The following is a 20,462-nucleotide window of genomic DNA, read 5'->3' as shown; positions in this document are numbered from 1 at the left end:
GGCACAATAGGCACTAGGCTTGGGAAAAGGGTTTAAATCCAGTGGCCTTGCGGGAGAGCCCCGGCGAAATTGGCCGGAGCGGTTAGCAATTCCATAATGGAAACCGATAAAAAAACCCGACGCCTATTCACCGCGCGGCTTGGCCGGCTTCTCCATCCACTTGATGATGAACATGGCCGGCAGGATCCAGAGCAGGCCGGTCACCGCGAAATAGAGCAGGTGGATATACCAGGGCGACGCGCCGAGCGTGGCGGAGGCGACGGTGGTGGCAACCAGCGCATAGAAGAGCACGAGGATAATGATCAGTACCGTTCCGATCAGTTTTCGCAGGCGAGGGGGCATGTTCGGTCTTTCGATCTCAAGGGCGGCATTGCGGGCCAAAGGGGCGCGACGGCATGCCGCAAAGCTTCGGGCCTTGTTTTGCACGGCCCGGTCAGGCAAATCAACGCCGGAGCAAGACCTGTAAAAGCGCAAAACGCGGTTTTGCAGGCGTGACTGCCGGGACCATTGGCCTGAAACAGCCTCATATCGCCGTTTCAGGAAAGGAGCAGAGACGATGAGCGCGACCACCGCGACCGCATACCGCAGCAACGACGACACTGATAGGACCGACCGCAACCGCCGCCAAGTGCGCCGGTGGCTGGGCTTCGTGCTGTTCACGCTCTTCGTGCTGGTGCTCGTCGGCGGCGCGACGCGTCTCACCGAATCCGGCCTGTCGATTACCGAATGGAAGCCGATCCACGGCGTCATTCCGCCGATTACGGCGGCTGAGTGGCAGGAGGAATTCGACCTCTACAAGCGCATTCCGCAATATGAGCAGATCAACAAGGGCATGACGGTCGATGAATTCAAGACGATCTTCTGGTGGGAATGGGCGCATCGCCTGATCGCCCGCTCCATCGGCTTCGTCTTCGCCGTGCCGCTCGCCTTCTTCCTCCTGACTGGCCGGATCGAAAAGAAGCTGCGCTGGCCACTCGTCGGGCTTCTGGCGCTCGGCGGTTTCCAGGGTTTCATCGGCTGGTGGATGGTGTCGTCAGGTCTCGCGGATCGCGTCTCCGTCAGCCAGTATCGGCTGGCCACGCATCTCACCATCGCCTGTCTGATCTTCGCTTGGACGATGTGGCTGATGCGGGCACTCTCGCCGCACAGCGACGACGCGGCCCCCACGCGCAATTCCCGCCGCATGGCCGGCATCATCGCCTGCATGGCGATTGTCCAAATCTATCTCGGCGCGCTGGTCGCCGGCCTCGATGCCGGTCTGTCCTACAACACCTGGCCGTTGATGGACGGCAGCGTCGTGCCCGGCGGTCTCTTCCTGCAAGAGCCCTGGTGGATCAACCTCTTCGAGAACCCGAAGACCGTGCAGTTCGTGCACCGTCTCGGCGCCTATGTGCTATTCACGCTCGTCGTGATCCACCTGATCTCGTCGCTGCGCGCAGCACCGGAAACGACGCACACCCGCCGCGCCCTCGTGCTCTTCGGCCTCGTCTGTCTCCAGGCGACGATCGGCATCCTGACGCTGGTCTGGCAGGTGCCGCTTGGCTGGGCACTGGCGCATCAGGGCGGGGCGCTTGTCGTGCTTGGCTTTGCCGTCGCCCATTGGCGCGGTTTTGCCGGCGAATATCCGCGGGACTGAAGTTCAGGCCTGTTTGAGGACATTTCGGATGGTGGCGGCAACGGTGAGTTCGTTGTCGCGTTCCTCCGTATTGCCGTCCTCGTCATGCCAGGCGGCCGACAGGCAGCCATAGGCGAAGCCGTAGCGCAGGAGAGTGCGGACATCGCGCCCGAGCGTTTCGGCGAAAATCTCCGCCATTGCGGCAATCCGCTCCTCGCTGCGGGTAAGGTCGAAGCGGTCGAGCGGGTTTGAGAACATGTTGGCGACATCGAGCGCGGCATCGCCGATCAATCCGGCGGGATCGATGATGAGCCAGCCGCGCGGGCCGTGGACGATGTTTTCGTGGTGCAGGTCGCCGTGAAGCGGCTTGATATCCCGCTGATCCGCAAGCAGCGCCTTGGCGAATTCAGCCGCCTCTGCATATGGGCCTGGAATGCCCTCTTTGCGGTCGCGGTCGGCTTTGCTGAACAGGCTCGCGAAATAGCGCTGCAGCGGTTGCAGGCTTGCGGGCGGTGGCGTGTCCGACGGGCGGTGATACTCCCGCAGCACCGCGGCGGCGATGCGCGTTGCATCCTCATCGCCGTGAGCTTCCAAATGGTCTCGCAAGGTCGTCTTGCCGGCATGCTCCATCAGCAGCATGTCACCGGAACGGTCCAGTAGCCGTACGCAGCCGATGCCGTCGCGCCAGGTCAGAAAATCCGCACCGCGCAGGCTGTCTTCCAGAGCCTTCGGCTTGAGTTGTTTGACGATGGCATCAGCGCCATCGGCAAGCGTCACTTCATAGACGTTTCCCGCCACCGTATCCGCGATCTGGCTGCCGCTTTCGATGCGCCATTCGGGCGGAAAGGAGAGAGCACTAAAGCTCATCCCTTCAGCATCAGGTCCATGTTCTGCACGGCCGCACCCGAAGCACCCTTGCCGAGATTGTCGAGCAGGGCGACGAGGTTGACATGCGGGCTGCCTGCGGTGCCGAAGACATAGAGCTTCATGCGGTCCGTGTCGGCCAGTTCCACGGCGTTGACGCGGGCGAGGTTGGCGCTCTCCTTGAGATCGACGACCTCGACGATATCCTGGCCGGCATAGTGATCGGCCAGTGCCGCATGGATCGAGCCGAGCGAGGCGTGATCCTTGAGGTCAGCGAGGTAGAGCGGCACCTGCACGATCATGCCCTGCGGGAATTTTCCGACGGAGGGCGAGAAGATCGGCGCGCGGTCGAGAAGGCCGTGCACCTGCATTTCCGGTACGTGCTTGTGCTTGAGCGTCAGGCCGTAGAGGAAGTGTGGCGCATCGATGTGCTCGGGATGGCTCGCATCCTCCATCTGCGCGATCATCTGCTTGCCGCCGCCGGTATAGCCGGAGACCGCGTTGACCGTGACGGGATAATCCTGCGGCAGGAGGCCGGCGAGGCGCAGCGGACGGATAAGGCCGATGGCGCCTGTGGGATAGCAGCCGGGATTGGCGACGTAGCGCGCATCCGCGATCTTCTTCGGCTGTGCCTTGTCCATTTCGGCAAAGCCATAGGCCCAGTCCGGGTGGACGCGGTGCGCCGTCGAGGTGTCGATGATGCGCACGGAATTGTTGCCCGAGACCATGGCGACGGCTTCCTTCGCCGCATCATCCGGCAGGCAGAGAATCGCGACGTCGGCGCTGTTCAAGAGGTCTTCGCGCAGCTGCGCGTTGCGGCGCTCGGCTTCCGGAATGGACAAGAGTTCGACATCGTTGCGGCCGGCCATGCGGGTACGGATCTGCAGACCCGTCGTGCCGTGTTCGCCATCGATGAAGATCTTCGGTTTCATCTCTCGTCCAATCCTGTTTCTGCGTTGCGGCCGATATAGCCCCTCGATCTGTCGCATTCAATGCCGCGTGATCAGCGTCGCTCCGCCAGGGCTTCGGCATGCAGGCCGAGCATGTACATGGCGATGTTGGAGGCGGCGATGGCGGTGATATCCGCATGGTCATAGGCCGGGGCGACTTCGACGACATCCGAACCGACGATGTTCAAGGCACCGAGCTTGCGCAGGACCGAAAGGATGCGCGCGCTGGTCGGGCCGCCAGAGACCGGCGTTCCGGTGCCGGGCGCGAAGGCCGGGTCGAGGCAGTCGATATCGAAGGTGAGATAGGTCGGCTTGTCGCCGACATGGTGGATGATCGCATCGGCGAGTTGTCCGGCGCTCATCTCTTCCACGTCGTAGCCATAGAGAATGCGGATGCCGCAATCCTCCGGCGCATGGGTGCGGATGCCGATCTGGATCGACGTCTCTGCATCGATCAGGCCCTCGCGCACGGCCGTGCCGACGAAGGAGCCGTGGTCGATGCGGCCCTTCTCGTCCGCCCAGGTATCCTGGTGGGCATCGAACTGCACGAGGGAGAGGGGGCCGTATTTCTCGGCATGGGCGCGCAAAAGCGGCAGCGTGATGAAGTGGTCCCCGCCGAGCGTCAGCATATAGGCGCCGGATTTCAGGATCTTCTTCGCTTCGCGCTCGATGGTCGCCGGCGTCTTGGAATGATTGCCGTAGTCCAGCAGGCAGTCGCCGTAGTCGATGACGGCCATGTCCTCGAACAGGTCACGCTCGAAGGGATATTGCGGATCGTTGTCCATGATCGCCGAGGCGCGGCGGATCGCCTGCGGTCCGAAGCGCGTGCCGGGGCGGTTTGAGGTCGCGGCATCGAAGGGAATGCCCCAGACGACCGCATCGACATCCTTCAGCACCTTGGTGTAGCGCCGGCGCATGAAGGACAGGATGCCCGCATGGGTCGGGTCCGAGGCCGCGCTTTTCAGCGTCTTGCCGGTGATGGCGTGGTCGATCGTCTTGTTGGCCATGAAAGTCCCTCCAGAGCATTTCCAGCAAAAAAATGCGCAAACAAATGTGGCGGGACGTTCGCCAATCGCCGCGCGCAAGGCAAGGGATTTTTGCGTGCCCAAAACGAAAAAGGCCGGGGCGAACCCCGGCCTTTCCGAACCCGAATTTCCGAGCGATTAACGCTTGGAGAACTGGAACGAACGACGGGCCTTGGCCTTGCCGTACTTCTTGCGTTCGACGACGCGCGAGTCGCGGGTCAGGAAGCCGCCCTTCTTCAGGACCGGACGCAGGCCCGGCTCGAAGTAGGTCAGTGCCTTGGAGATGCCGTGACGAACAGCACCGGCCTGGCCGGAAAGGCCGCCGCCGGCAACGGTCGCATCGATGTCGAACTGGCCGTCACGGGCAGCTGCGACGATCGGCTGCTGCAGGATCATCTGCAGGACCGGACGTGCGAAGTAGGCTTCGTACGACTTGCCGTTGATGGTAATCTTGCCGGAGCCCGGCTTGACCCACACGCGGGCGACAGCGTCCTTGCGCTTGCCGGTGGCGTAGGAACGGCCCTGGGCGTCAACCTTCTTGACGTGAACCGGGGCGGAGGCAGCGGGAGCTGCGGCAACGACGCCGAGGTCCTTGAGCGAGGAGAGGTCGGCCATGATCAGGCGCTCCTTGTGTTCTTGCTGTTCAGCTTGGCGACGTCGAGGGTGACGGGCTGCTGGGCTTCATGCGGGTGGTTCGAGCCGGCATAGACGCGCAGGTTCTTCATCTGGCGACGGCCGAGCGGGCCGCGCGGAACCATGCGCTCGACTGCCTTCTCAAGGACGCGCTCCGGGAAGCGGCCTTCGATGATCTGGCGAGCCGTACGCTCCTTGATGCCGCCCGGATAACCGGTGTGCCAGTAGTACGTCTTGTCGGAATACTTCTTGCCGGTGAAGACGACCTTGTCGGCGTTGATCACGATGATATTGTCACCGTCGTCGACGTGGGGCGTGAAGGTGGCCTTGTGCTTGCCGCGCAGGCGGTTTGCAATGAGGGTAGCGAGACGACCAACAACGAGGCCTTCGGCGTCGATGAGGATCCACTTCTTCTCTACCTCGGCGGGCTTCTGTACGAAAGTACCCATGGGAGTAGCTCTTTCTTAAAGGGGTCCCGAAGCCTTGCAGCTTTGGGCGCTTCTTGTTGCTTGGTTTGGCTCCTTGCGGATGCCAAAAATCGAACGCGTCCCCTGAGGACCGCGATCTGGGGCGGTGTATAAGTGAGACATGTCGGAGCGTCAAGAGACGCCATCCGGACGACGTCAAGAATAGTCCAGCAAAAACAATGGTTTGCTTTGGCGGTATTTTAATACCACAAATTATTGCGGCGGAATCGAATAGGTCGCGGTCGCATGCGCCACCAGATCTGTCTCGTCTGCACCGAAAATGGAGGCTTCGACGACGGCCAGCCGCTTGCCGAGCTTGAGGATGCGGCAGGTGCAGGAGAGCGGGCCGGGCTCGGGCTTGCGCAGGAAGTTGATGTTGAGATTGGTGGTGACGGCGAGCGCCACCGGGCCGATATGGGCGAGCACCGCGCACCAGGCACCGACATCGGCAAGCGCGAAGAGGGTGGGGCCGGAAATCGTTCCGCCGGGGCGCAGGTGCCGCTCGTTGGGCTCCAGTCGCATGGTGACGGTGCCGGCCCCGACCGCCATCACCTCGAACACCTTGCCATCCGTATGAAGCTGCGGAAAGTCGGCTTCGAGGAAGCGGTTCAGCGCTTCCGGGCTCATGATCGGCGTCAGTTCCATTGCATGTCTCTCCATGAGGCCGTTTACAGACCGATTTTCCCGCTGCCGCAAGCCCTCTCAAAGTCTATGCCGGTGCGTTTGAAGTGCGCTTGAAACGATCCTGCGCGCGGCGTAGGACCGCAGGCGACGCAAAGATGGAGGCGGATATGGCTGACGTGGTGGAATTCCGGAAAGACGGATCGGGCGCTCTGGTGCGGGTGGAAAGAGCCGAACCGATCCTGCGGATCACGCTGAGCAATCCGCCGGCCAACGCGCTTTCCATCGCCACCATGGAAGCGCTCGGCGAGGCACTGGATGCCGCCGCAAAGGATGACGCGATCCGAATCGTCGTGCTTTCCTCCACCGGAAAGGTCTTTTCCGCCGGTCATGACCTCAAGGAAATGACCGCGCATCGAGAGGATGCCGATGGCGGCCGCGCCTTCTTCGAAAAGACCATGCGCATGGCGGCAGATATCATGCTGAAGATCGCCGCCCTGCCGCAGCCCGTGGTGGCCGAGATCGACGGTCTCGCCACCGCCGCCGGCTGCCAGCTCGTCGCCAGCTGCGATCTTGCCATCTGCACAGACACCTCGACCTTCTGCACGCCGGGCGTCAATATCGGCCTGTTCTGCTCGACCCCCATGGTCGCCGTCGTCAGAGCGGCCCATCCCAAGCAGGCGATGGAAATGCTCTTGACCGGCGAGACCATCGACGCCTCCACCGCCAAGGATTTCGGCCTCATCAACCGCATCGTGCCGCAACAGTATCTGCGTCAGGTCGTCGACAAATACGCCGCCGTCATCGCCGCCAAATCCCCGCAGGCGCTCCGCATCGGCAAGGCTGCCATCCGCGCCCAGGCGGGCCTGTCGGTGGCGGAGGCCTATGACGTGGCGGTCGCGACGATGGTGGAGAACATGATGGCGGATGACGCGAAGGAAGGCATCGGCGCGTTTTTGAGCAAGCGCATGCCGGAGTGGGATCGCAAATAGTTCAGGCCAGCTTCAGCACCAGAACGCCGCAAGCAATCACCGCCCCCGCCACATAGCGCCAGATGCTCGCCGTCTCCTTGAGGATGAACACCGAGATCAGCAGCGCGAAGAGGATGGCGGTTTCGCGCAGTGCGGCGACGGTGGCAACGGGGGCCTTGGTCATGGCCCAGAGCGCGAGGCCGTAGGAGGCGATGGAGCCGGCGCCGCCGAAGAGGCCGCGCGCCCAGTTGCGGCGAACGTGGGTCCAGACGGTGGTGGTGCCGCGGCGGTAGATCGCCCAGGCAAACAGCAGCAAGGGCGGCAACAGCGCCATCCAGAGCGTGTAGGAGATCGCGTTGCCGGAGGCGCGCGCGCCCGCGCCGTCCACGAAGGTATAGATGGCGATGACGATCGCGTTCGCCAGCGCCAGCAGGATGGCATGGCGACCGCCATGGCGCGATTCGAAGGCGAGCGTCAGCACGCCGGCCGAGATGACGAGCACGCCGATCATCGCCGTCGTGGTCAGGTGCTCGCCGAGCACCACGCCGCTCGTCATGGCGACGAGAAGGGGGGCGGTGCCGCGCATCAGCGGATAGACGAGCCCGATATCGCCCGCCCGATACGCGCCGGCCACGAGCTGGAAATAGGCGAATTGCAGGAAGGCCGAGACGAAGATGAACGGCCAGGCCTCCGGCTTCGGCAGCGGCACGAAGGGCAGGAAGAACAGGCCGACGGCGCCGGCGCCGAGCGCCACCATCGCCGCATCCAGCGACTTGTCCGTCCCGGCCTTGACGATGGCATTCCAGGTCGCATGCAGGGCCGCGCCGAAAAGCACGAGAAAGAGAACGTCTAACGGCAATCGGGGACCTCGGAGGGGCAGGCGGGCGGGACGGGGAGTGATGTCTTCATCTGCCCAAACACGCTGATTTGCAATCGGGATTTTTTGCGAATATTGCCGTGATCAGCCGCGAAAGCGAGGGAAATGATCCGATTTGGCACAATCGGCGGCCGGAAGCGGGCAAAAGCGCGATCGTCTTGTTTAAGGTTCTGCGCTAGACTGTGTCTTGTAAGATGAGTGAGAGACGGTCGCAAACGCCGGAGGAGGCTGCGATGAACCACGATCGCTATCCCGACAGCTACATCCGCAATATCCTGTCATCCGTGCACACCATTGCTGTGCTTGGTGCTTCGCCGAACGATGGCAGGCCGAGCCATGGCGTGATGGGCTTCCTGCTCGGCAAAGGCTACCGCGTCATCCCCGTCAATCCCGGCCATGCCGGCAAGACCATTCTCGGCCAGACCGTCTATGCGCATCTCGCCGATATCCCCGACGCCATCGACATGGTCGACGTTTTCCGCGCGGCGAGCCAGTTCGATGCCGTCGTCGACGAGGTTCTGGCGATGAAGCCGATGCCGAAGGTGCTCTGGGGCCAGTTTTCCGTGCGCGACGATACGGCGGCGGCGCGGGCAGAAGCGGCCGGCATCCAGGTCGTCATGGATCGCTGCCCGGTGACGGAATATCCGGTGCTGATGCTGAAAGCATCCTGACAACCGTCAAATATTGACTTCACGCAACGTTACCCCAATTCTCCCCGGAGAAACGGGACAGCGCCATGAATCACGATTCCTATCCGGACTATTATATCGCCGACATCCTGCGCTCGACGAAGGTCATCGCGCTCGTCGGCGCGTCGCCAAACCCGGAGCGCCCGAGCCATCGGGTCATGGCTTTCCTGCTGCGCAAGGGCTACCGGGTCATCCCGGTCAATCCCGGCCAGGCCGGCAAGGAAATCCTCGGTCAGCCGGTCGTCGCGCGCCTTGCCGATATCGTCGAGCCGATCGACACGGTCGATGTGTTTCGCGCCGCGGATGCGCTGCCGGATCTCGTCGATGAGGTTCTGGCGCTCTCTCCTCTCCCCAAGGCGATCTGGGGCCAGCTTTCCGTGCGCCACGACGCGGCGGCGGCAAAGGCGGAAGCGGCCGGCATCAAAGTCGTGATGGATCGCTGCCCGGCCATCGAATATCCGCGCCTCGTCGCCTGAACGCTCCGGGCGCGAAAAGCGCTTTGTCGCACCGGCGCTTTTCCGGAAAATCTTTCTTTGACCGGCTCTTAGCTCTCTGAAATAGTGCCCCGACTTTCAGCCAGGGAGGCATTTCATGACGAAGAACAAGCCAGGATTTTCCACGCTCGCCATTCACGCCGGCGCCCAGCCGGACCCGACGACCGGTGCGCGCACGACGCCGATCTACCAGACGACCAGCTTCGTCTTCAACGACACCGATCACGCGGCGTCGCTTTTCGGCTTGCAGGCCTTCGGCAATATCTACACCCGCATCATGAACCCGACCCAGGCCGTGCTCGAAGAGCGCGTCGCAGCCCTTGAAGGCGGTACGGCGGCACTCGCCGTCGCCTCGGGCCACGCCGCCCAGCTCCTCGTCTTCCACACGATCATGCGTCCGGGCGACAATTTCATTGCGGCGCGCCAGCTTTACGGCGGTTCGGTCAACCAGTTCGGCAATGCCTTCAAGAGCTTCGACTGGCACGTGCGCTGGGCCGATACCGCCGATCTTGTAAGCTTCGAAAGCCAGATCGACGACAAGACCAAGGCGATCTTCATCGAGAGCCTGGCCAATCCCGGCGGCACTTTCGTCGATATCGCCGCCATTGCCGACGTGGCACACCGCCACGGCCTGCCGCTGATCGTCGATAACACGATGGCCACGCCCTACCTCGTGCGTCCGCTGGAGCATGGCGCCGACATCGTCGTGCATTCGCTGACCAAGTTCATGGGCGGCCACGGCAATTCCATGGGCGGCGTCATCGTCGACGGCGGCACCTTCGACTGGACGGCGTCGGGCAAGTACCCGATGCTTTCCGAGCCGCGGCCGGAATATGCCGGCATGGTTCTGCATGCGACCTTCGGCAATTTCGCCTTCGCGATCGCCTGCCGCGTGCTCGGCCTGCGCGACTTCGGCCCGGCCATCTCGCCGTTCAACGCCTTCCAGATCCTCACCGGTATCGAGACCCTGCCGCTCAGGATGCAGCGCCACTCCGACAACGCACTCGCCGTCGCCACGTGGCTGAAGTCCCACGACAAGATCGCCTGGGTCAACTATTCCGGCCTTGACGACCATGCCAACCACGCCTTGCAGCAGCGTTATTCGCCGAAGGGCGCCGGCGCCGTCTTCACCTTCGGTCTGAAGGGTGGCTACGAGTCGGGCAAGCGCTTCGTCGAAGGGCTGGAAATGTTGTCGCACCTCGCCAATATCGGCGACACGCGCTCGCTGGTCATCCACCCGGCCTCCACCACGCACCGCCAGCTCTCCGAAGAGCAGCAGGTCGCCGCCGGTGCCGGCCCCGACGTCGTGCGCCTGTCGATCGGCATCGAGGATGCCGCCGATATCATCGCGGATATCGAGCAGGCGCTGGCCAAGGCCTGATCCCCAGAATCCCATACGGGCGGTCCTCGGGCCGCCCGTTTCATTTCAGCAAGTGGATAGACACATGAGCAAGGTCCAACCCTTCGACATTTCCGCCGTCACGCCGGAAGAGGGCCGCCCGGCCGAAGACCGGCTGATCGCGGGCGATCCGGTCTTCACCACCTGGAACATCGAGGAAGCGGAGGGCGGCATCTATGCCGGCATCTGGCAGTCCACGCCGGGCAAGTGGCGCATCCAGTACGACGAGTGGGAATATTTCCACATCCTCGAGGGCCACTCGATCGTCGTCTCGGAAAACGGCGAGACCACCCACCTGAAAGCCGGCGACCGCCTGATCCTCAGACCCGGCTTCAAGGGAACCTGGGAAGTCGTTGAAACGACTCGCAAGGACTACGTCATCCGCGTCTAGGGTTTCGCCAACAAGGCTTTTGCCAGATCGAGCAGCGTGTACGGCTCCGGTCCTGCTGGGGGGCTAGGATGCTGCCTGTAGCGGGAAAAAATTGGCCAAGAACGTCGCGATGCCCAGCGTCCCGGCGAGTGAGAAGCATATGAAGCCGTAGGTGTCGAAAGGCTGCTTCATCCGCAATCTACTGCGGCCTAAACTGGCCTGACAAAGCAGGAAACCAGTTATAAAGACGAGGACGGCGGTCACGCCGATATGTGGCTGATGGTCGAAGAGACCCACGAGGCCGAGTAGGGTGAGTGGCACCGGAACGCCGATGGCGAAGCCCAGCAGCATGCTGTCGATTCCTGATGTCTCCGTAGCGGACGGAGAGCGAAAGAAGCGTGCCACGCCCCCGATAACCGACGTCAGGACAACGAGGCAGAGGTGTGGAAAAGAAAGACCCCAAGCCAAACTGCCTTCACTTGTGGACGTCGTGAATAGGACCCACAACGCGACATTGGCGGCTACGAGTGCCGGGAACGTCCATGCATCACCGCGCGACCGAAGAAAGCCGGAGGCGAGCGTGGCGATGGGAACGAACAGATAGACCGCGCCGAAGACCGCACCGATGATAACAATGTTGTCGCCGTGTGCCACTCAGCGTCTCACCATTCCAGTTCCAGCGCCTCCAGCCCGTGGAAGTGATAGACATCCTTCACCACGGGCTGTTTCGCGATCTTCAGGCCCGGCAGGCGCTGGAAGAGGATCGGCAGAGCGATGTTGAGCTCCAGCCGCGCCAGCGGTGCGCCGATGCAGAAATGAATGCCTGCGCCGAAGGAGAGGTTGGCGCCTTCGTTGCGGTCGGGCTTGAAGATCAGCGGATCGGAGAATTTCTTCGGGTCGAGATTGGCGGCGGCCAGGATCATCGCGACCTTGTCGCCGCGGCGGAACTGGATGCCGTCCAGTTCCACGTCTTCGAGTGCGAAGCGGTCGAAGATGTGGACGGGGGCGGAGATGCGCAGGCATTCCTCCACCGTGCGCTCCGTCGCCTTCTCGTCGGCGAAGAGCACGGCCGGGTCGGCGTCGTTTTCCAGGATGGTGCGCACGGCATTGCCGATCTGGTGCACCGTCGCCTCGTGACCGGCATTGAGCAGCACGATGGTCGTGGAGATCAGCTCATCCTCTGTCAGGAGCTGGCCGCGATGTTCGGTGTGCACCATGTGCGAGAGCAGGTCGTCACGCGGCTCAGCACGGCGCTCGGCAATCACGCTGCGCACGTAATCGGAAAATTCCTGTGCTGCCTTGTCGGCGTTCAGCTCGTCCTGCTCGGTGCGGCCGAACATGTACATGCGCACATAGGAATGCGACCATTTCAGAAGCTGCGGCCCCATCTCGTCGGGAATGCCGATCATGCGGGCGATCATCGTCACCGGCAGGATGTCGGCAAAGGCGGCGAGAAGCTCGACCTTGCCGTCTTTCTCGAAACGATCGATCGCCTCATGGCAGAGCGCTGATATTTCCGGCGTCAGCTTCTCGATTATGCGCGAGACGAAAGCGCGGTTGACGAGGGTGCGCAGGCGCGTGTGCTCCGGCGGTTCCAGCTCGAGCAGAGACCAGGCCTCGGCGGCATCGAAATGCTTCAGATGCGCCTGTGGCTCGGGCATGCCGAGTTCCTCGCGCGTCGCCACATGCAGGATCTGCCGGCCGAAGCGACGGTCACGCAGGAGGCCGTTCACATGGTCGTAACCGGTGAAATACCACATCTTCTGCTCTTCCCACCAGAAGGTGGGACAGTGCGCATGCAGCGCCGCGTAAACCGGGTTCGGATCGCGGTAGAAATCGGTGTTGCGGCCGTCGAGCGAGACGCGGCGACTGGCGGGATCGATGGAGAGGAAGGGGAGATGTGTCGTCGTCATGATATCCAAGACCTAGCGGATTTCGCCGCGCCGTGAAAGCGCGACGATCCCGTGGTCAACAGCCGTGTCATTGTCCGAGTGCAACACCCTCCCGGCGGGGATCGGCCGCACCCTTCAGGCCGTCGGCGGTGAGTTCGATGGCGTGCAGGCCGGAATTCATATCGCTTGCCTTGACCTCGTAGCCGAGCGCCTTCAGCGGTTCGGCAAGTTTCTCCGCATCAGTGCCGGCTTCGAGATCGTAGGGGCCGAAGCGGTTGATGAGGTGCGGCATGGCAACGATGCCGCCGACATCCATGCCCCAGTCGATATAGGCGATGAGGGCCTGCGCGACATAGCCGATGATCTGGCTGCCACCGGGCGAGCCGATGGCGAGAAGCGGCTTGCCGTCCTTCATCACGATGGTCGGCGACATGGAGGAGCGGGGGCGTTTGCCGGGCTCGACGCGGTTGGCGACGGGCATGCCCTCGTCGTGGGTCTTGAAGGAGAAGTCGGTCAGCTCGTTGTTGAGCAGGAAGCCGTTGGTCATCAGCCGCGAGCCGAAGCCGTTCTCGATAGTCGTCGTCATCGAGACGACATTGCCGTCCTTGTCGACGATGACGAAATGGCTGGTCGAGGGGAGTTCGAGCGCGGCGTCGCGGCCGAAATTGAAGGCGTGGTCCCATTCCGGCTTGCCCGCCGTGACGGCGTCCTTTGCCAGCGCCTTGTCGCCGTCAAGCAGCTTTGCGCGTTCGCCGAGATAGGTCTTGTCGATGAGGCCCTTGATCGGGGAGGGCACGAAATCCGTGTCGGCGAGGTAGCGTTCGCGGTCGGCGAAGGCGAGGCGCTGGGCATCGCCGATCAGCCGCCAGCTTTCGGGGTTGTCCTTGCCGAGCGCCTTCAGATCGAAGTTTTCCAGAAGGCCGAGCATCTGGCCGATGGCGACGGCACCGGAGGAGGGCGGTCCCATGCCGCAGATATCGAGCGCGCGGTAGCTGATACACACCGGCCGCCGCTCCTTGACGTGATAGTTCGCGAGATCGGCGAGCGTCAGCACGCCGGAATTCTTGCCCGACATGCGCACTGTATCGACGATAGATTCGGCGATCGGGCCGCTGTAGAAGGCCGAGGCGCCATCCTTGGCGATGACGGAAAGCGTCTCTGCATAGGCGGGGTTCTTCAGGATCGTGCCGGCGGCCAGCGGCGCGCCGTCGGCGCCGAAGAAATAGGAGGCGGTTGCCTCGAAGGTCTTGAGCTTGTCGCCCTCCGTCGCGATCAGCTTGGCGAGCCGCGGGGAAACGGCGAACCCGTCCCGTGCCAGTTTTTCAGCCGGTGAGAAGAGGTCTTTCCAGTCCTTGCGACCCCAGCGCTTGTGCGCCTCCTGCAGCAGCATGACGGTGCCGGGCGTGCCGACCGAACGTCCCCCGACGACGGCGTCGAAGAACTGCATCGGTTCGCCCTTGTCGTCGAGGAAGAGTTTTGGCGTGGCGTCCATGGGGGCGGTTTCGCGGCCGTCGAGGGTGAAGAGACGCTTCGCCTCCGCATCGTAATAGACGAGGAAGGCGCCGCCGCCGAGGCCGGAGGATTGCGGCTCGACGAGGCCGAGCACGGTCTGCACGGTTATCATCGCATCGATGGCGCTGCCGCCGTCCGCCAGAACCGTTTCGCCTGCCTCGGCCGCCAGAGGATGGGCGGCGGCGACCATATGCGCCTTGGCGGTCGTGATCTTCGCCGCCGCAAGGCCGGTCGCGCGTTCCGGCGACACGGTGTCGGAGGCCTGCTGGGCCGGCGCCGCCGTCGATGTCAGAAAGAGAAGCCCGAGGGCGACGAGGGATCGTTTCATGGTGATTGCCTTCGCTGGGAGGCATATAGTGCGGGCAATCGCAAAGAGGAGGCAAGATGGCGCACGGAATTCACGCTTTCTTCACCCTGACAGCGCTTGCCTTGTGGAAATCGCCGCCCGACGTTGCGTGAGTTAACCGCATTCTCGCATTGAGCGCCGCAAAACATGGCGCCGTCTTGAAGTCCGATACCCTGACACTCTATGTAGGGGAGACGAAACTTGCTGATTCCCAACGCTTGGCGAGGGTTTCAGGGCACTTGAGATGAAGGATCGATATGAGAAATCCCGTAGATACCGCCATGGCTCTGGTGCCGATGGTCGTCGAGCAGACCAACCGCGGCGAGCGTTCCTACGACATCTATTCGCGTCTCCTCAAGGAGCGCATCATCTTCCTCACCGGTCCGGTGGAAGATCACATCGCAACGCTCGTCTGCGCGCAGCTTCTCTTCCTCGAGGCCGAAAACCCGAAGAAGGAAATCGCGCTCTACATCAATTCGCCGGGTGGCGTCGTCACCTCCGGCATGGCGATCTATGACACGATGCAGTTCATCAAGCCGGCCGTGTCGACGCTGTGCATTGGCCAGGCCGCTTCGATGGGCTCGCTGCTGCTCGCCGCCGGCCACAAGGACATGCGCTTCGCCACGCCGAACGCCCGCATCATGGTTCACCAGCCCTCGGGCGGTTTCCAGGGCCAGGCCTCGGATATCGAGCGCCATGCCAAGGACATTATCAAGATGAAGCGCAAGCTGAACGAGGTCTATGTCAAGCATTGCGGCCGCACCTATGAGGAAGTCGAACAGACGCTCGACCGCGACCACTTCATGAATGCCGACGAGGCGAAGGACTGGGGTCTGATCGACCGCGTCATCACCAGCCGCGAGGCGCTCGAAGGACCGGACGCGGCGTAATCCGGGTTCGGGGCTGCGAGGCCGGATGACGCTCGACGACTACAACGCTTTCTGCGCTTCGCTCCCCGCCACGACGCATGTCGTGCAATGGGGCGGGGCGCATGTCTGGAAGGTCGGCGACAAGGTTTTCGCCATCGCCGGCTGGAGCGAGGGGGTTGGGCTCGGGGTGACGTTCAAGGTGACGGAGCTCGCCTACGACATTCTGCGTGAGCAGCCCGGATGCCGCCCGGCACCCTATCTCGCCTCGCGCGGAATGAAGTGGATTCAGCGGCAGACGGGCGAATCAGTTGATGATGCGGCCCTGTGTGACTATCTAAGGGAAAGCCACGGTCTGGTGGCGGCGAAGTTGACGCGCAAGGCCCGTGCCGATCTTGGCTTAAGGGGCGAATGAAGGCAATCGCGCGATTTGTAATGATCGCGGGGCTTTATCCTCGCCATAAAGCCGGTAATATTGGCCGTTAATGCTATGTTGATTTGTGACGGCTTAGCATTCGGTGTTTAACGGGGAATGCGTTGCAACCGGTTCAAGGGCGTGGCCCGGGCCGGTCAGTACCCCTGGAAGCCTTTGAAGGATGCTGAGCGCTTCCGAAAGGGCGGTTTGAGTGGTCCGGCCATCTTCTCCGAGAGATGAACGGCGTGCTGGAAGGAAAGTGATATGAGCAAGGTCAGCGGCAGCAACGGCGGCGACTCCAAGAATACCCTTTACTGCTCCTTCTGCGGCAAGAGCCAGCACGAGGTCCGCAAGCTGATTGCCGGACCGACCGTGTTCATCTGCGATGAATGCGTCGAATTGTGCATGGACATCATCCGCGAGGAGAACAAGACATCCATGGTGAAATCCCGTGACGGCGTTCCGACGCCGCAGGATATCATCAAGGTCCTCGACGAATATGTCATCGGCCAGCAGCAGGCCAAGCGCATCCTGTCGGTCGCGGTGCACAACCACTACAAGCGCCTGGCGCATGCCGCCAAGGGCTCGGACGTGGAACTGGCGAAGTCGAACATCATGCTGGTCGGCCCGACGGGCTGCGGCAAGACCTATCTCGCCCAGACGCTCGCCCGCATCATCGACGTGCCCTTCACCATGGCGGATGCCACGACGCTCACCGAAGCCGGATATGTCGGCGAGGACGTCGAAAACATCATCCTGAAGCTTCTCCAGGCGGCCGACTACAATGTCGAACGTGCGCAGCGCGGCATCGTCTATATCGACGAAGTCGATAAGATCTCTCGCAAGTCCGACAACCCGTCCATCACCCGTGACGTCTCGGGTGAAGGCGTGCAGCAGGCGCTTCTGAAGATCATGGAAGGCACGGTTGCCTCGGTTCCCCCGCAGGGCGGCCGTAAGCATCCGCAGCAGGAATTCCTGCAGGTCGACACGACGAACATCCTGTTCATCTGCGGCGGCGCCTTTGCCGGTCTCGACAAGATCATTTCGGCGCGCGGCGAAAAGACCTCGATCGGTTTCGGCGCGCAGGTGCGTTCGCCGGAAGATCGCCGCGTCGGCGAAGTCCTGCGCGAACTGGAGCCGGAAGACCTGGTGAAGTTCGGCCTTATCCCGGAATTCATCGGCCGTCTGCCGGTTCTGGCGACGCTGGAAGACCTCGACGAGGACGCGCTGATCCAGATCCTGTCCGAGCCGAAGAACGCGCTGATCAAGCAGTATCAGCGCCTGTTCGAGATGGAAGACGTGGAACTGACCTTCCACGAGGACGCTCTGCGCGAAATCGCCAAGCGTGCGATCATCCGCAAGACCGGCGCCCGCGGCCTGCGCTCGATCATGGAGAAGATCCTGCTCGACACGATGTTCGAACTTCCGACGCTTGAGGGCGTTCGCGAGGTCGTCATCTCCGACGAGGTCGTCCGCGGTTCGGCCCGCCCGCTCTACATCTACTCGGAGCGCTCCGAGGAGAAGGCCAACGTATCGGCCTGATCGATGCCAAACCGTTCAGGAAAGACCCGCCGCCGGCGGGTCTTTTCGTTTCGGGGACGTCTAGCGACATTTCGTGACTGGTCGCCTTGGCCTTAAAAGGTCATGATGATGAACCTTCCGCTGCTTCGACAAGGCGTTGCGAAACGTTATCAGTCGAGCGAAGATGGAAGACTTCGATTCTGTGTCTCGCGTAGGCTCCGGCAGCTTTGCCGGAGGAAGGCCGCAAGTTCCGCGACAGCGCGGAGGACTAGACTTCCTGTCGTTGGTTCGTCTTGTCCGCAGTGGAGTGGGGCACTCCGCAACCGGGCTTGAAAATACGTCAACCGCACGCCACTTGTGGATGGAAAAGATCGCCGGCCCGGTGTCCCCAGACACCGACAGGACCGGTTCCCGGAAACGGGACGTTTGAAAGGAAATGACATGACGAAGAAGACGTCTGCGCCGCAAGATTCCACGGCCTTCCCGGTCCTGCCCCTGCGCGACATCGTGGTGTTCCCGCACATGATCGTGCCGCTGTTCGTCGGTCGCGAAAAGTCGATCCGCGCGCTGGAAGAGGTGATGGGCACCGACAAGCAGATCATGCTTGCCACCCAGATCAACGCTTCCGACGACGATCCGGAGACCGACGCCATCTACCGCATCGGCACCGTCGCCAACGTTCTCCAGCTCCTGAAGCTGCCCGACGGCACCGTCAAGGTTCTGGTCGAGGGCCGCGCCCGCGCCGAAATCGACGGCTATACCGACCGTGAAGAATTCTACGAGGCGATGGCCCATGTCCTGGCCGAGCCGGACGAAGACCCGGTCGAGATCGAAGCGCTGTCGCGCTCGGTCGTCTCCGAGTTCGAAAACTACGTAAAGCTCAACAAGAAGATTTCGCCCGAAGTCGTCGGTGCCGCGAGCCAGATCGAGGATTACTCGAAGCTCGCCGACACGGTCGCCTCGCACCTCTCCATCAAGATCGTCGAGAAGCAGGAAATGCTCGAGACGACCAGCGTCAAGCTGCGCCTGGAAAAGGCGCTCGGCTTCATGGAAGGCGAGATTTCGGTTCTGCAGGTCGAAAAGCGCATCCGCTCGCGTGTCAAACGCCAGATGGAGAAGACCCAGCGCGAATACTACCTCAACGAACAGATGAAGGCGATCCAGAAGGAGCTCGGCGACGGCGAGGACGGCCGCGACGAGATGGCCGAACTGGAAGACAAGATCTCCAAGGTCAAGCTTTCCAAGGAAGCCCGCGAAAAGGCCGACGCGGAACTGAAGAAGCTGCGCCAGATGAGCCCGATGTCGGCGGAAGCCACCGTCGTGCGCAACTATCTCGACTGGCTGACGGGTATTCCGTGGGGCAAGAAGTCGAAGATCAAGACCGACCTCAACGCTGCGGAAAAGGTCCTCGACGAGGATCACTTCGGCCTCGACAAGGTCAAGGAGCGTATCGTCGAATATCTCGCCGTGCAGGCCCGCTCGACCAAGATCAAGGGCCCGATCCTGTGCCTCGTCGGCCCTCCGGGCGTCGGCAAGACCTCGCTCGCCAAGTCGATCGCCAAGGCGACCGGCCGCGAATATATCCGCATGGCGCTCGGCGGCGTTCGCGACGAAGCCGAAATCCGCGGTCACCGCCGCACCTATATCGGCTCGATGCCCGGCAAGGTCATCCAGTCGATGAAGAAGGCCAAGAAATCCAACCCTCTCTTCCTGCTCGACGAGATCGACAAGATGGGCATGGATTTCCGCGGCGACCCGTCTTCGGCCCTGCTCGAGGTGCTGGATCCGGAACAGAACTCGACCTTCATGGATCACTACCTGGAAGTCGAATACGACCTGTCCAACGTCATGTTCGTGACGACGGCGAATACGCTGAACATTCCGGCTCCGCTTATGGACCGCATGGAAGTCATCCGCATCGCCGGCTACACCGAAGAGGAAAAGCTGGAAATCGCCAAGCGGCACCTGCTGCCCAAGGCGATCCGCGACCACGCGCTGCAGCCGAAGGAGTTTTCGGTCACCGACGGCGCGCTGATGGCGGTCATCCAGCAGTACACCCGCGAAGCGGGCGTGCGTAACTTCGAGCGTGAACTGATGAAGCTCGGCCGCAAGGCGGTCACCGAGATCATCAAGGGCAAGGCGAAGAAGGTCGAGGTCACGGCTGACAACATCCATGACTTCCTCGGCGTCCCGCGCTTCCGCCACGGCGAAGCCGAGCGTGAGGATCAGGTCGGTGTGGTCACGGGACTTGCTTGGACGGAAGTCGGCGGCGAGCTGCTCACCATCGAAGGCGTCAGCCTGCCGGGTGGCAAGGGCCGCATGACGGTCACGGGCAACCTGAAGGACGTGATGAAGGAATCGATTTCGGCAGCGGCATCCTACGTCCGCTCGCGCGCCGTCGATTTCGGCATCGAGCCGCCGCGCTTCGACAAGACCGACATCCACGTGCACGTGCCGGAAGGCGCGACGCCGAAGGATGGTCCGTCGGCCGGTATCGCCATGGCGACCGCCATCGTTTCCATCATGACCGGCATTCCGGTCTCGAAGGATATCGCGATGACGGGCGAAGTGACGCTGCGCGGTCGGGTCCTGCCGATCGGCGGCCTGAAGGAAAAGCTGCTCGCGGCTCTTCGCGGCGGCATCAAGAAGGTGCTGATCCCGGAAGAGAACGCCAAGGACCTGGCCGACATTCCGGACAATGTGAAAAACAACATGGAGATCGTCCCGGTCTCGCGCATGGGCGAGGTCATCCAGCACGCCCTGCTGCGCAAGCCCGAGCCGATCGAATGGGACAGTGCTGCGGCAGAAGCTGCCCGTGTTCCGGCGGTCGAATCGACCGAAGACGGCACCGGCGCAATCGCGCATTGAGCCTTAATGCCGGGTGAAACGCCCGGCATTTTGGAGCAAAACAGGAAAAGACCGGCCTTGCGGCCGG

General features: G+C 62.5%; 21 protein-coding genes. 10 read left to right on the top strand and 11 right to left on the bottom strand.

Annotated elements, in window-relative coordinates; genetic code table 11:
- Window positions 1–123: 123 nt before the first annotated feature.
- Window positions 124–342, bottom strand: a complete 219-nt coding sequence (locus tag ACOZK4_RS06105) for a DUF2842 domain-containing protein (RefSeq protein WP_313522471.1) — start codon at window positions 340–342, stop codon at window positions 124–126.
- Between the two features lie 214 nt (window positions 343–556).
- Here ACOZK4_RS06105 and ACOZK4_RS06100 point away from each other — a divergent pair, with 214 nt between their 5' ends.
- Window positions 557–1,636, top strand: coding sequence for a COX15/CtaA family protein (locus ACOZK4_RS06100; protein WP_421591043.1), 1,080 nt, complete (start codon window positions 557–559; stop codon window positions 1,634–1,636).
- Between the two features lie 3 nt (window positions 1,637–1,639).
- Here ACOZK4_RS06100 and ACOZK4_RS06095 read toward each other — a convergent pair whose 3' ends face one another.
- From ACOZK4_RS06095 to ACOZK4_RS06070, 6 genes are all read right to left on the bottom strand, one after another.
- Window positions 1,640–2,482 (bottom strand): aminoglycoside phosphotransferase family protein, encoded by an 843-nt coding sequence (locus tag ACOZK4_RS06095; protein WP_421591041.1) that lies wholly within the window; start codon window positions 2,480–2,482, stop codon window positions 1,640–1,642.
- The gene (gene argC, locus ACOZK4_RS06090; RefSeq protein ID WP_421591039.1) at window positions 2,479–3,411 is read right to left on the bottom strand and encodes an N-acetyl-gamma-glutamyl-phosphate reductase; all 933 of its coding nucleotides are present in this window, start codon (window positions 3,409–3,411) and stop codon (window positions 2,479–2,481) included. The genes ACOZK4_RS06095 and argC overlap by 4 nt, the downstream gene beginning before the upstream one ends.
- A gap of 71 nt (window positions 3,412–3,482) precedes the next feature.
- Window positions 3,483–4,436 carry an agmatinase gene (gene speB, locus ACOZK4_RS06085; RefSeq protein ID WP_313522467.1) on the bottom strand — a complete coding sequence of 318 codons (954 nt, stop codon included), beginning with the start codon at window positions 4,434–4,436 and terminating at the stop codon, window positions 3,483–3,485.
- Between the two features lie 156 nt (window positions 4,437–4,592).
- Window positions 4,593–5,069, bottom strand: a complete 477-nt coding sequence (gene rpsI / locus ACOZK4_RS06080; RefSeq protein ID WP_421591037.1) for a 30S ribosomal protein S9 — start codon at window positions 5,067–5,069, stop codon at window positions 4,593–4,595.
- 2 nt (window positions 5,070–5,071) lie between these two features.
- On the bottom strand, window positions 5,072–5,536 hold the full coding sequence (gene rplM / locus ACOZK4_RS06075) for a 50S ribosomal protein L13 (protein WP_069059156.1): 465 nt from the start codon (window positions 5,534–5,536) through the stop codon (window positions 5,072–5,074).
- 231 nt (window positions 5,537–5,767) lie between these two features.
- Window positions 5,768–6,199 (bottom strand): PaaI family thioesterase, encoded by a 432-nt coding sequence (locus ACOZK4_RS06070; RefSeq protein ID WP_421591034.1) that lies wholly within the window; start codon window positions 6,197–6,199, stop codon window positions 5,768–5,770.
- A gap of 146 nt (window positions 6,200–6,345) precedes the next feature.
- Here ACOZK4_RS06070 and ACOZK4_RS06065 point away from each other — a divergent pair, with 146 nt between their 5' ends.
- Entirely contained in the window at window positions 6,346–7,167 is an 822-nt protein-coding gene (locus tag ACOZK4_RS06065; RefSeq protein ID WP_421591033.1) for an enoyl-CoA hydratase, read from the top strand.
- Window position 7,168: 1 nt separating this feature from the next.
- On the opposite strand, the gene ACOZK4_RS06060 is transcribed toward ACOZK4_RS06065, so the two are convergent.
- Window positions 7,169–8,005 (bottom strand): EamA family transporter, encoded by an 837-nt coding sequence (locus ACOZK4_RS06060; protein WP_421591032.1) that lies wholly within the window; start codon window positions 8,003–8,005, stop codon window positions 7,169–7,171.
- Between the two features lie 251 nt (window positions 8,006–8,256).
- Between ACOZK4_RS06060 and ACOZK4_RS06055 the strand changes: the two genes are divergently transcribed.
- The 4 genes from ACOZK4_RS06055 (at window position 8,257) to ACOZK4_RS06040 (ending at window position 10,996) form a co-directional block, all read left to right on the top strand.
- Window positions 8,257–8,694, top strand: coding sequence for a CoA-binding protein (locus ACOZK4_RS06055; RefSeq protein WP_421591031.1), 438 nt, complete (start codon window positions 8,257–8,259; stop codon window positions 8,692–8,694).
- Window positions 8,695–8,759: 65 nt separating this feature from the next.
- On the top strand, window positions 8,760–9,188 hold the full coding sequence (locus ACOZK4_RS06050; RefSeq protein ID WP_313522461.1) for a CoA-binding protein: 429 nt from the start codon (window positions 8,760–8,762) through the stop codon (window positions 9,186–9,188).
- Window positions 9,189–9,303: 115 nt separating this feature from the next.
- A complete protein-coding gene (locus ACOZK4_RS06045) occupies window positions 9,304–10,587 on the top strand; it encodes an O-acetylhomoserine aminocarboxypropyltransferase (RefSeq protein WP_421591030.1) in 1,284 nt (427 codons plus the stop codon).
- 64 nt (window positions 10,588–10,651) lie between these two features.
- Entirely contained in the window at window positions 10,652–10,996 is a 345-nt protein-coding gene (locus ACOZK4_RS06040; RefSeq protein ID WP_421591029.1) for a cupin domain-containing protein, read from the top strand.
- Window positions 10,997–11,059: 63 nt separating this feature from the next.
- Here the strand turns inward: ACOZK4_RS06040 and ACOZK4_RS06035 are convergent, their stop codons facing one another.
- The 3 genes from ACOZK4_RS06035 to ggt form a co-directional block, all read right to left on the bottom strand.
- On the bottom strand, window positions 11,060–11,629 hold the full coding sequence (locus ACOZK4_RS06035; protein WP_421591027.1) for a hypothetical protein: 570 nt from the start codon (window positions 11,627–11,629) through the stop codon (window positions 11,060–11,062).
- Between the two features lie 8 nt (window positions 11,630–11,637).
- Window positions 11,638–12,888 carry a cytochrome P450 gene (locus ACOZK4_RS06030; RefSeq protein WP_421591025.1) on the bottom strand — a complete coding sequence of 417 codons (1,251 nt, stop codon included), beginning with the start codon at window positions 12,886–12,888 and terminating at the stop codon, window positions 11,638–11,640.
- Between the two features lie 67 nt (window positions 12,889–12,955).
- Entirely contained in the window at window positions 12,956–14,707 is a 1,752-nt protein-coding gene (gene ggt / locus ACOZK4_RS06025; protein WP_421591023.1) for a gamma-glutamyltransferase, read from the bottom strand.
- A 275-nt stretch (window positions 14,708–14,982) separates the two neighbouring features.
- Between ggt and ACOZK4_RS06020 the strand changes: the two genes are divergently transcribed.
- From ACOZK4_RS06020 to lon, 4 genes are all read left to right on the top strand, one after another.
- Window positions 14,983–15,615 (top strand): ATP-dependent Clp protease proteolytic subunit, encoded by a 633-nt coding sequence (locus ACOZK4_RS06020; protein WP_313522456.1) that lies wholly within the window; start codon window positions 14,983–14,985, stop codon window positions 15,613–15,615.
- Between the two features lie 25 nt (window positions 15,616–15,640).
- Window positions 15,641–16,006, top strand: coding sequence for an MmcQ/YjbR family DNA-binding protein (locus tag ACOZK4_RS06015; RefSeq protein WP_421591022.1), 366 nt, complete (start codon window positions 15,641–15,643; stop codon window positions 16,004–16,006).
- Between the two features lie 264 nt (window positions 16,007–16,270).
- The gene (gene clpX / locus ACOZK4_RS06010; RefSeq protein ID WP_257947384.1) at window positions 16,271–17,548 is read left to right on the top strand and encodes an ATP-dependent Clp protease ATP-binding subunit ClpX; all 1,278 of its coding nucleotides are present in this window, start codon (window positions 16,271–16,273) and stop codon (window positions 17,546–17,548) included.
- A gap of 420 nt (window positions 17,549–17,968) precedes the next feature.
- Entirely contained in the window at window positions 17,969–20,395 is a 2,427-nt protein-coding gene (lon, locus tag ACOZK4_RS06005; RefSeq protein WP_421591021.1) for an endopeptidase La, read from the top strand.
- Window positions 20,396–20,462: the final 67 nt, after the last annotated feature.

Source organism: Shinella sp. M27, from assembly GCF_049199905.1.
GTDB lineage: Bacteria > Pseudomonadota > Alphaproteobacteria > Rhizobiales > Rhizobiaceae > Shinella.
Note: the sequence above shows the minus strand (reverse complement) of the source record. Positions and strands in the feature narration are given on the sequence as shown.

What these genes read in the sequence shown, in the direction of transcription:
- ACOZK4_RS06105 (WP_313522471.1), bottom strand. Translation starts at nt 342, where the DNA reads ATGCCCCCTCGCCTGCGAAAACTGATCGGAACGGTACTGATCATTATC.
- clpX (WP_257947384.1), top strand. Translation starts at nt 16,271, where the DNA reads ATGAGCAAGGTCAGCGGCAGCAACGGCGGCGACTCCAAGAATACCCTT.
- ACOZK4_RS06055 (WP_421591031.1), top strand. Translation starts at nt 8,257, where the DNA reads ATGAACCACGATCGCTATCCCGACAGCTACATCCGCAATATCCTGTCA.
- rpsI (WP_421591037.1), bottom strand. Translation starts at nt 5,069, where the DNA reads ATGGCCGACCTCTCCTCGCTCAAGGACCTCGGCGTCGTTGCCGCAGCT.
- ACOZK4_RS06030 (WP_421591025.1), bottom strand. Translation starts at nt 12,888, where the DNA reads ATGACGACGACACATCTCCCCTTCCTCTCCATCGATCCCGCCAGTCGC.
- speB (WP_313522467.1), bottom strand. Translation starts at nt 4,436, where the DNA reads ATGGCCAACAAGACGATCGACCACGCCATCACCGGCAAGACGCTGAAA.
- ACOZK4_RS06070 (WP_421591034.1), bottom strand. Translation starts at nt 6,199, where the DNA reads ATGGAACTGACGCCGATCATGAGCCCGGAAGCGCTGAACCGCTTCCTC.
- ACOZK4_RS06015 (WP_421591022.1), top strand. Translation starts at nt 15,641, where the DNA reads ATGACGCTCGACGACTACAACGCTTTCTGCGCTTCGCTCCCCGCCACG.
- lon (WP_421591021.1), top strand. Translation starts at nt 17,969, where the DNA reads ATGACGAAGAAGACGTCTGCGCCGCAAGATTCCACGGCCTTCCCGGTC.
- ACOZK4_RS06065 (WP_421591033.1), top strand. Translation starts at nt 6,346, where the DNA reads ATGGCTGACGTGGTGGAATTCCGGAAAGACGGATCGGGCGCTCTGGTG.
- ACOZK4_RS06020 (WP_313522456.1), top strand. Translation starts at nt 14,983, where the DNA reads ATGAGAAATCCCGTAGATACCGCCATGGCTCTGGTGCCGATGGTCGTC.
- ACOZK4_RS06045 (WP_421591030.1), top strand. Translation starts at nt 9,304, where the DNA reads ATGACGAAGAACAAGCCAGGATTTTCCACGCTCGCCATTCACGCCGGC.
- ACOZK4_RS06095 (WP_421591041.1), bottom strand. Translation starts at nt 2,482, where the DNA reads ATGAGCTTTAGTGCTCTCTCCTTTCCGCCCGAATGGCGCATCGAAAGC.
- ggt (WP_421591023.1), bottom strand. Translation starts at nt 14,707, where the DNA reads ATGAAACGATCCCTCGTCGCCCTCGGGCTTCTCTTTCTGACATCGACG.
- ACOZK4_RS06100 (WP_421591043.1), top strand. Translation starts at nt 557, where the DNA reads ATGAGCGCGACCACCGCGACCGCATACCGCAGCAACGACGACACTGAT.
- argC (WP_421591039.1), bottom strand. Translation starts at nt 3,411, where the DNA reads ATGAAACCGAAGATCTTCATCGATGGCGAACACGGCACGACGGGTCTG.
- ACOZK4_RS06050 (WP_313522461.1), top strand. Translation starts at nt 8,760, where the DNA reads ATGAATCACGATTCCTATCCGGACTATTATATCGCCGACATCCTGCGC.
- rplM (WP_069059156.1), bottom strand. Translation starts at nt 5,536, where the DNA reads ATGGGTACTTTCGTACAGAAGCCCGCCGAGGTAGAGAAGAAGTGGATC.
- ACOZK4_RS06040 (WP_421591029.1), top strand. Translation starts at nt 10,652, where the DNA reads ATGAGCAAGGTCCAACCCTTCGACATTTCCGCCGTCACGCCGGAAGAG.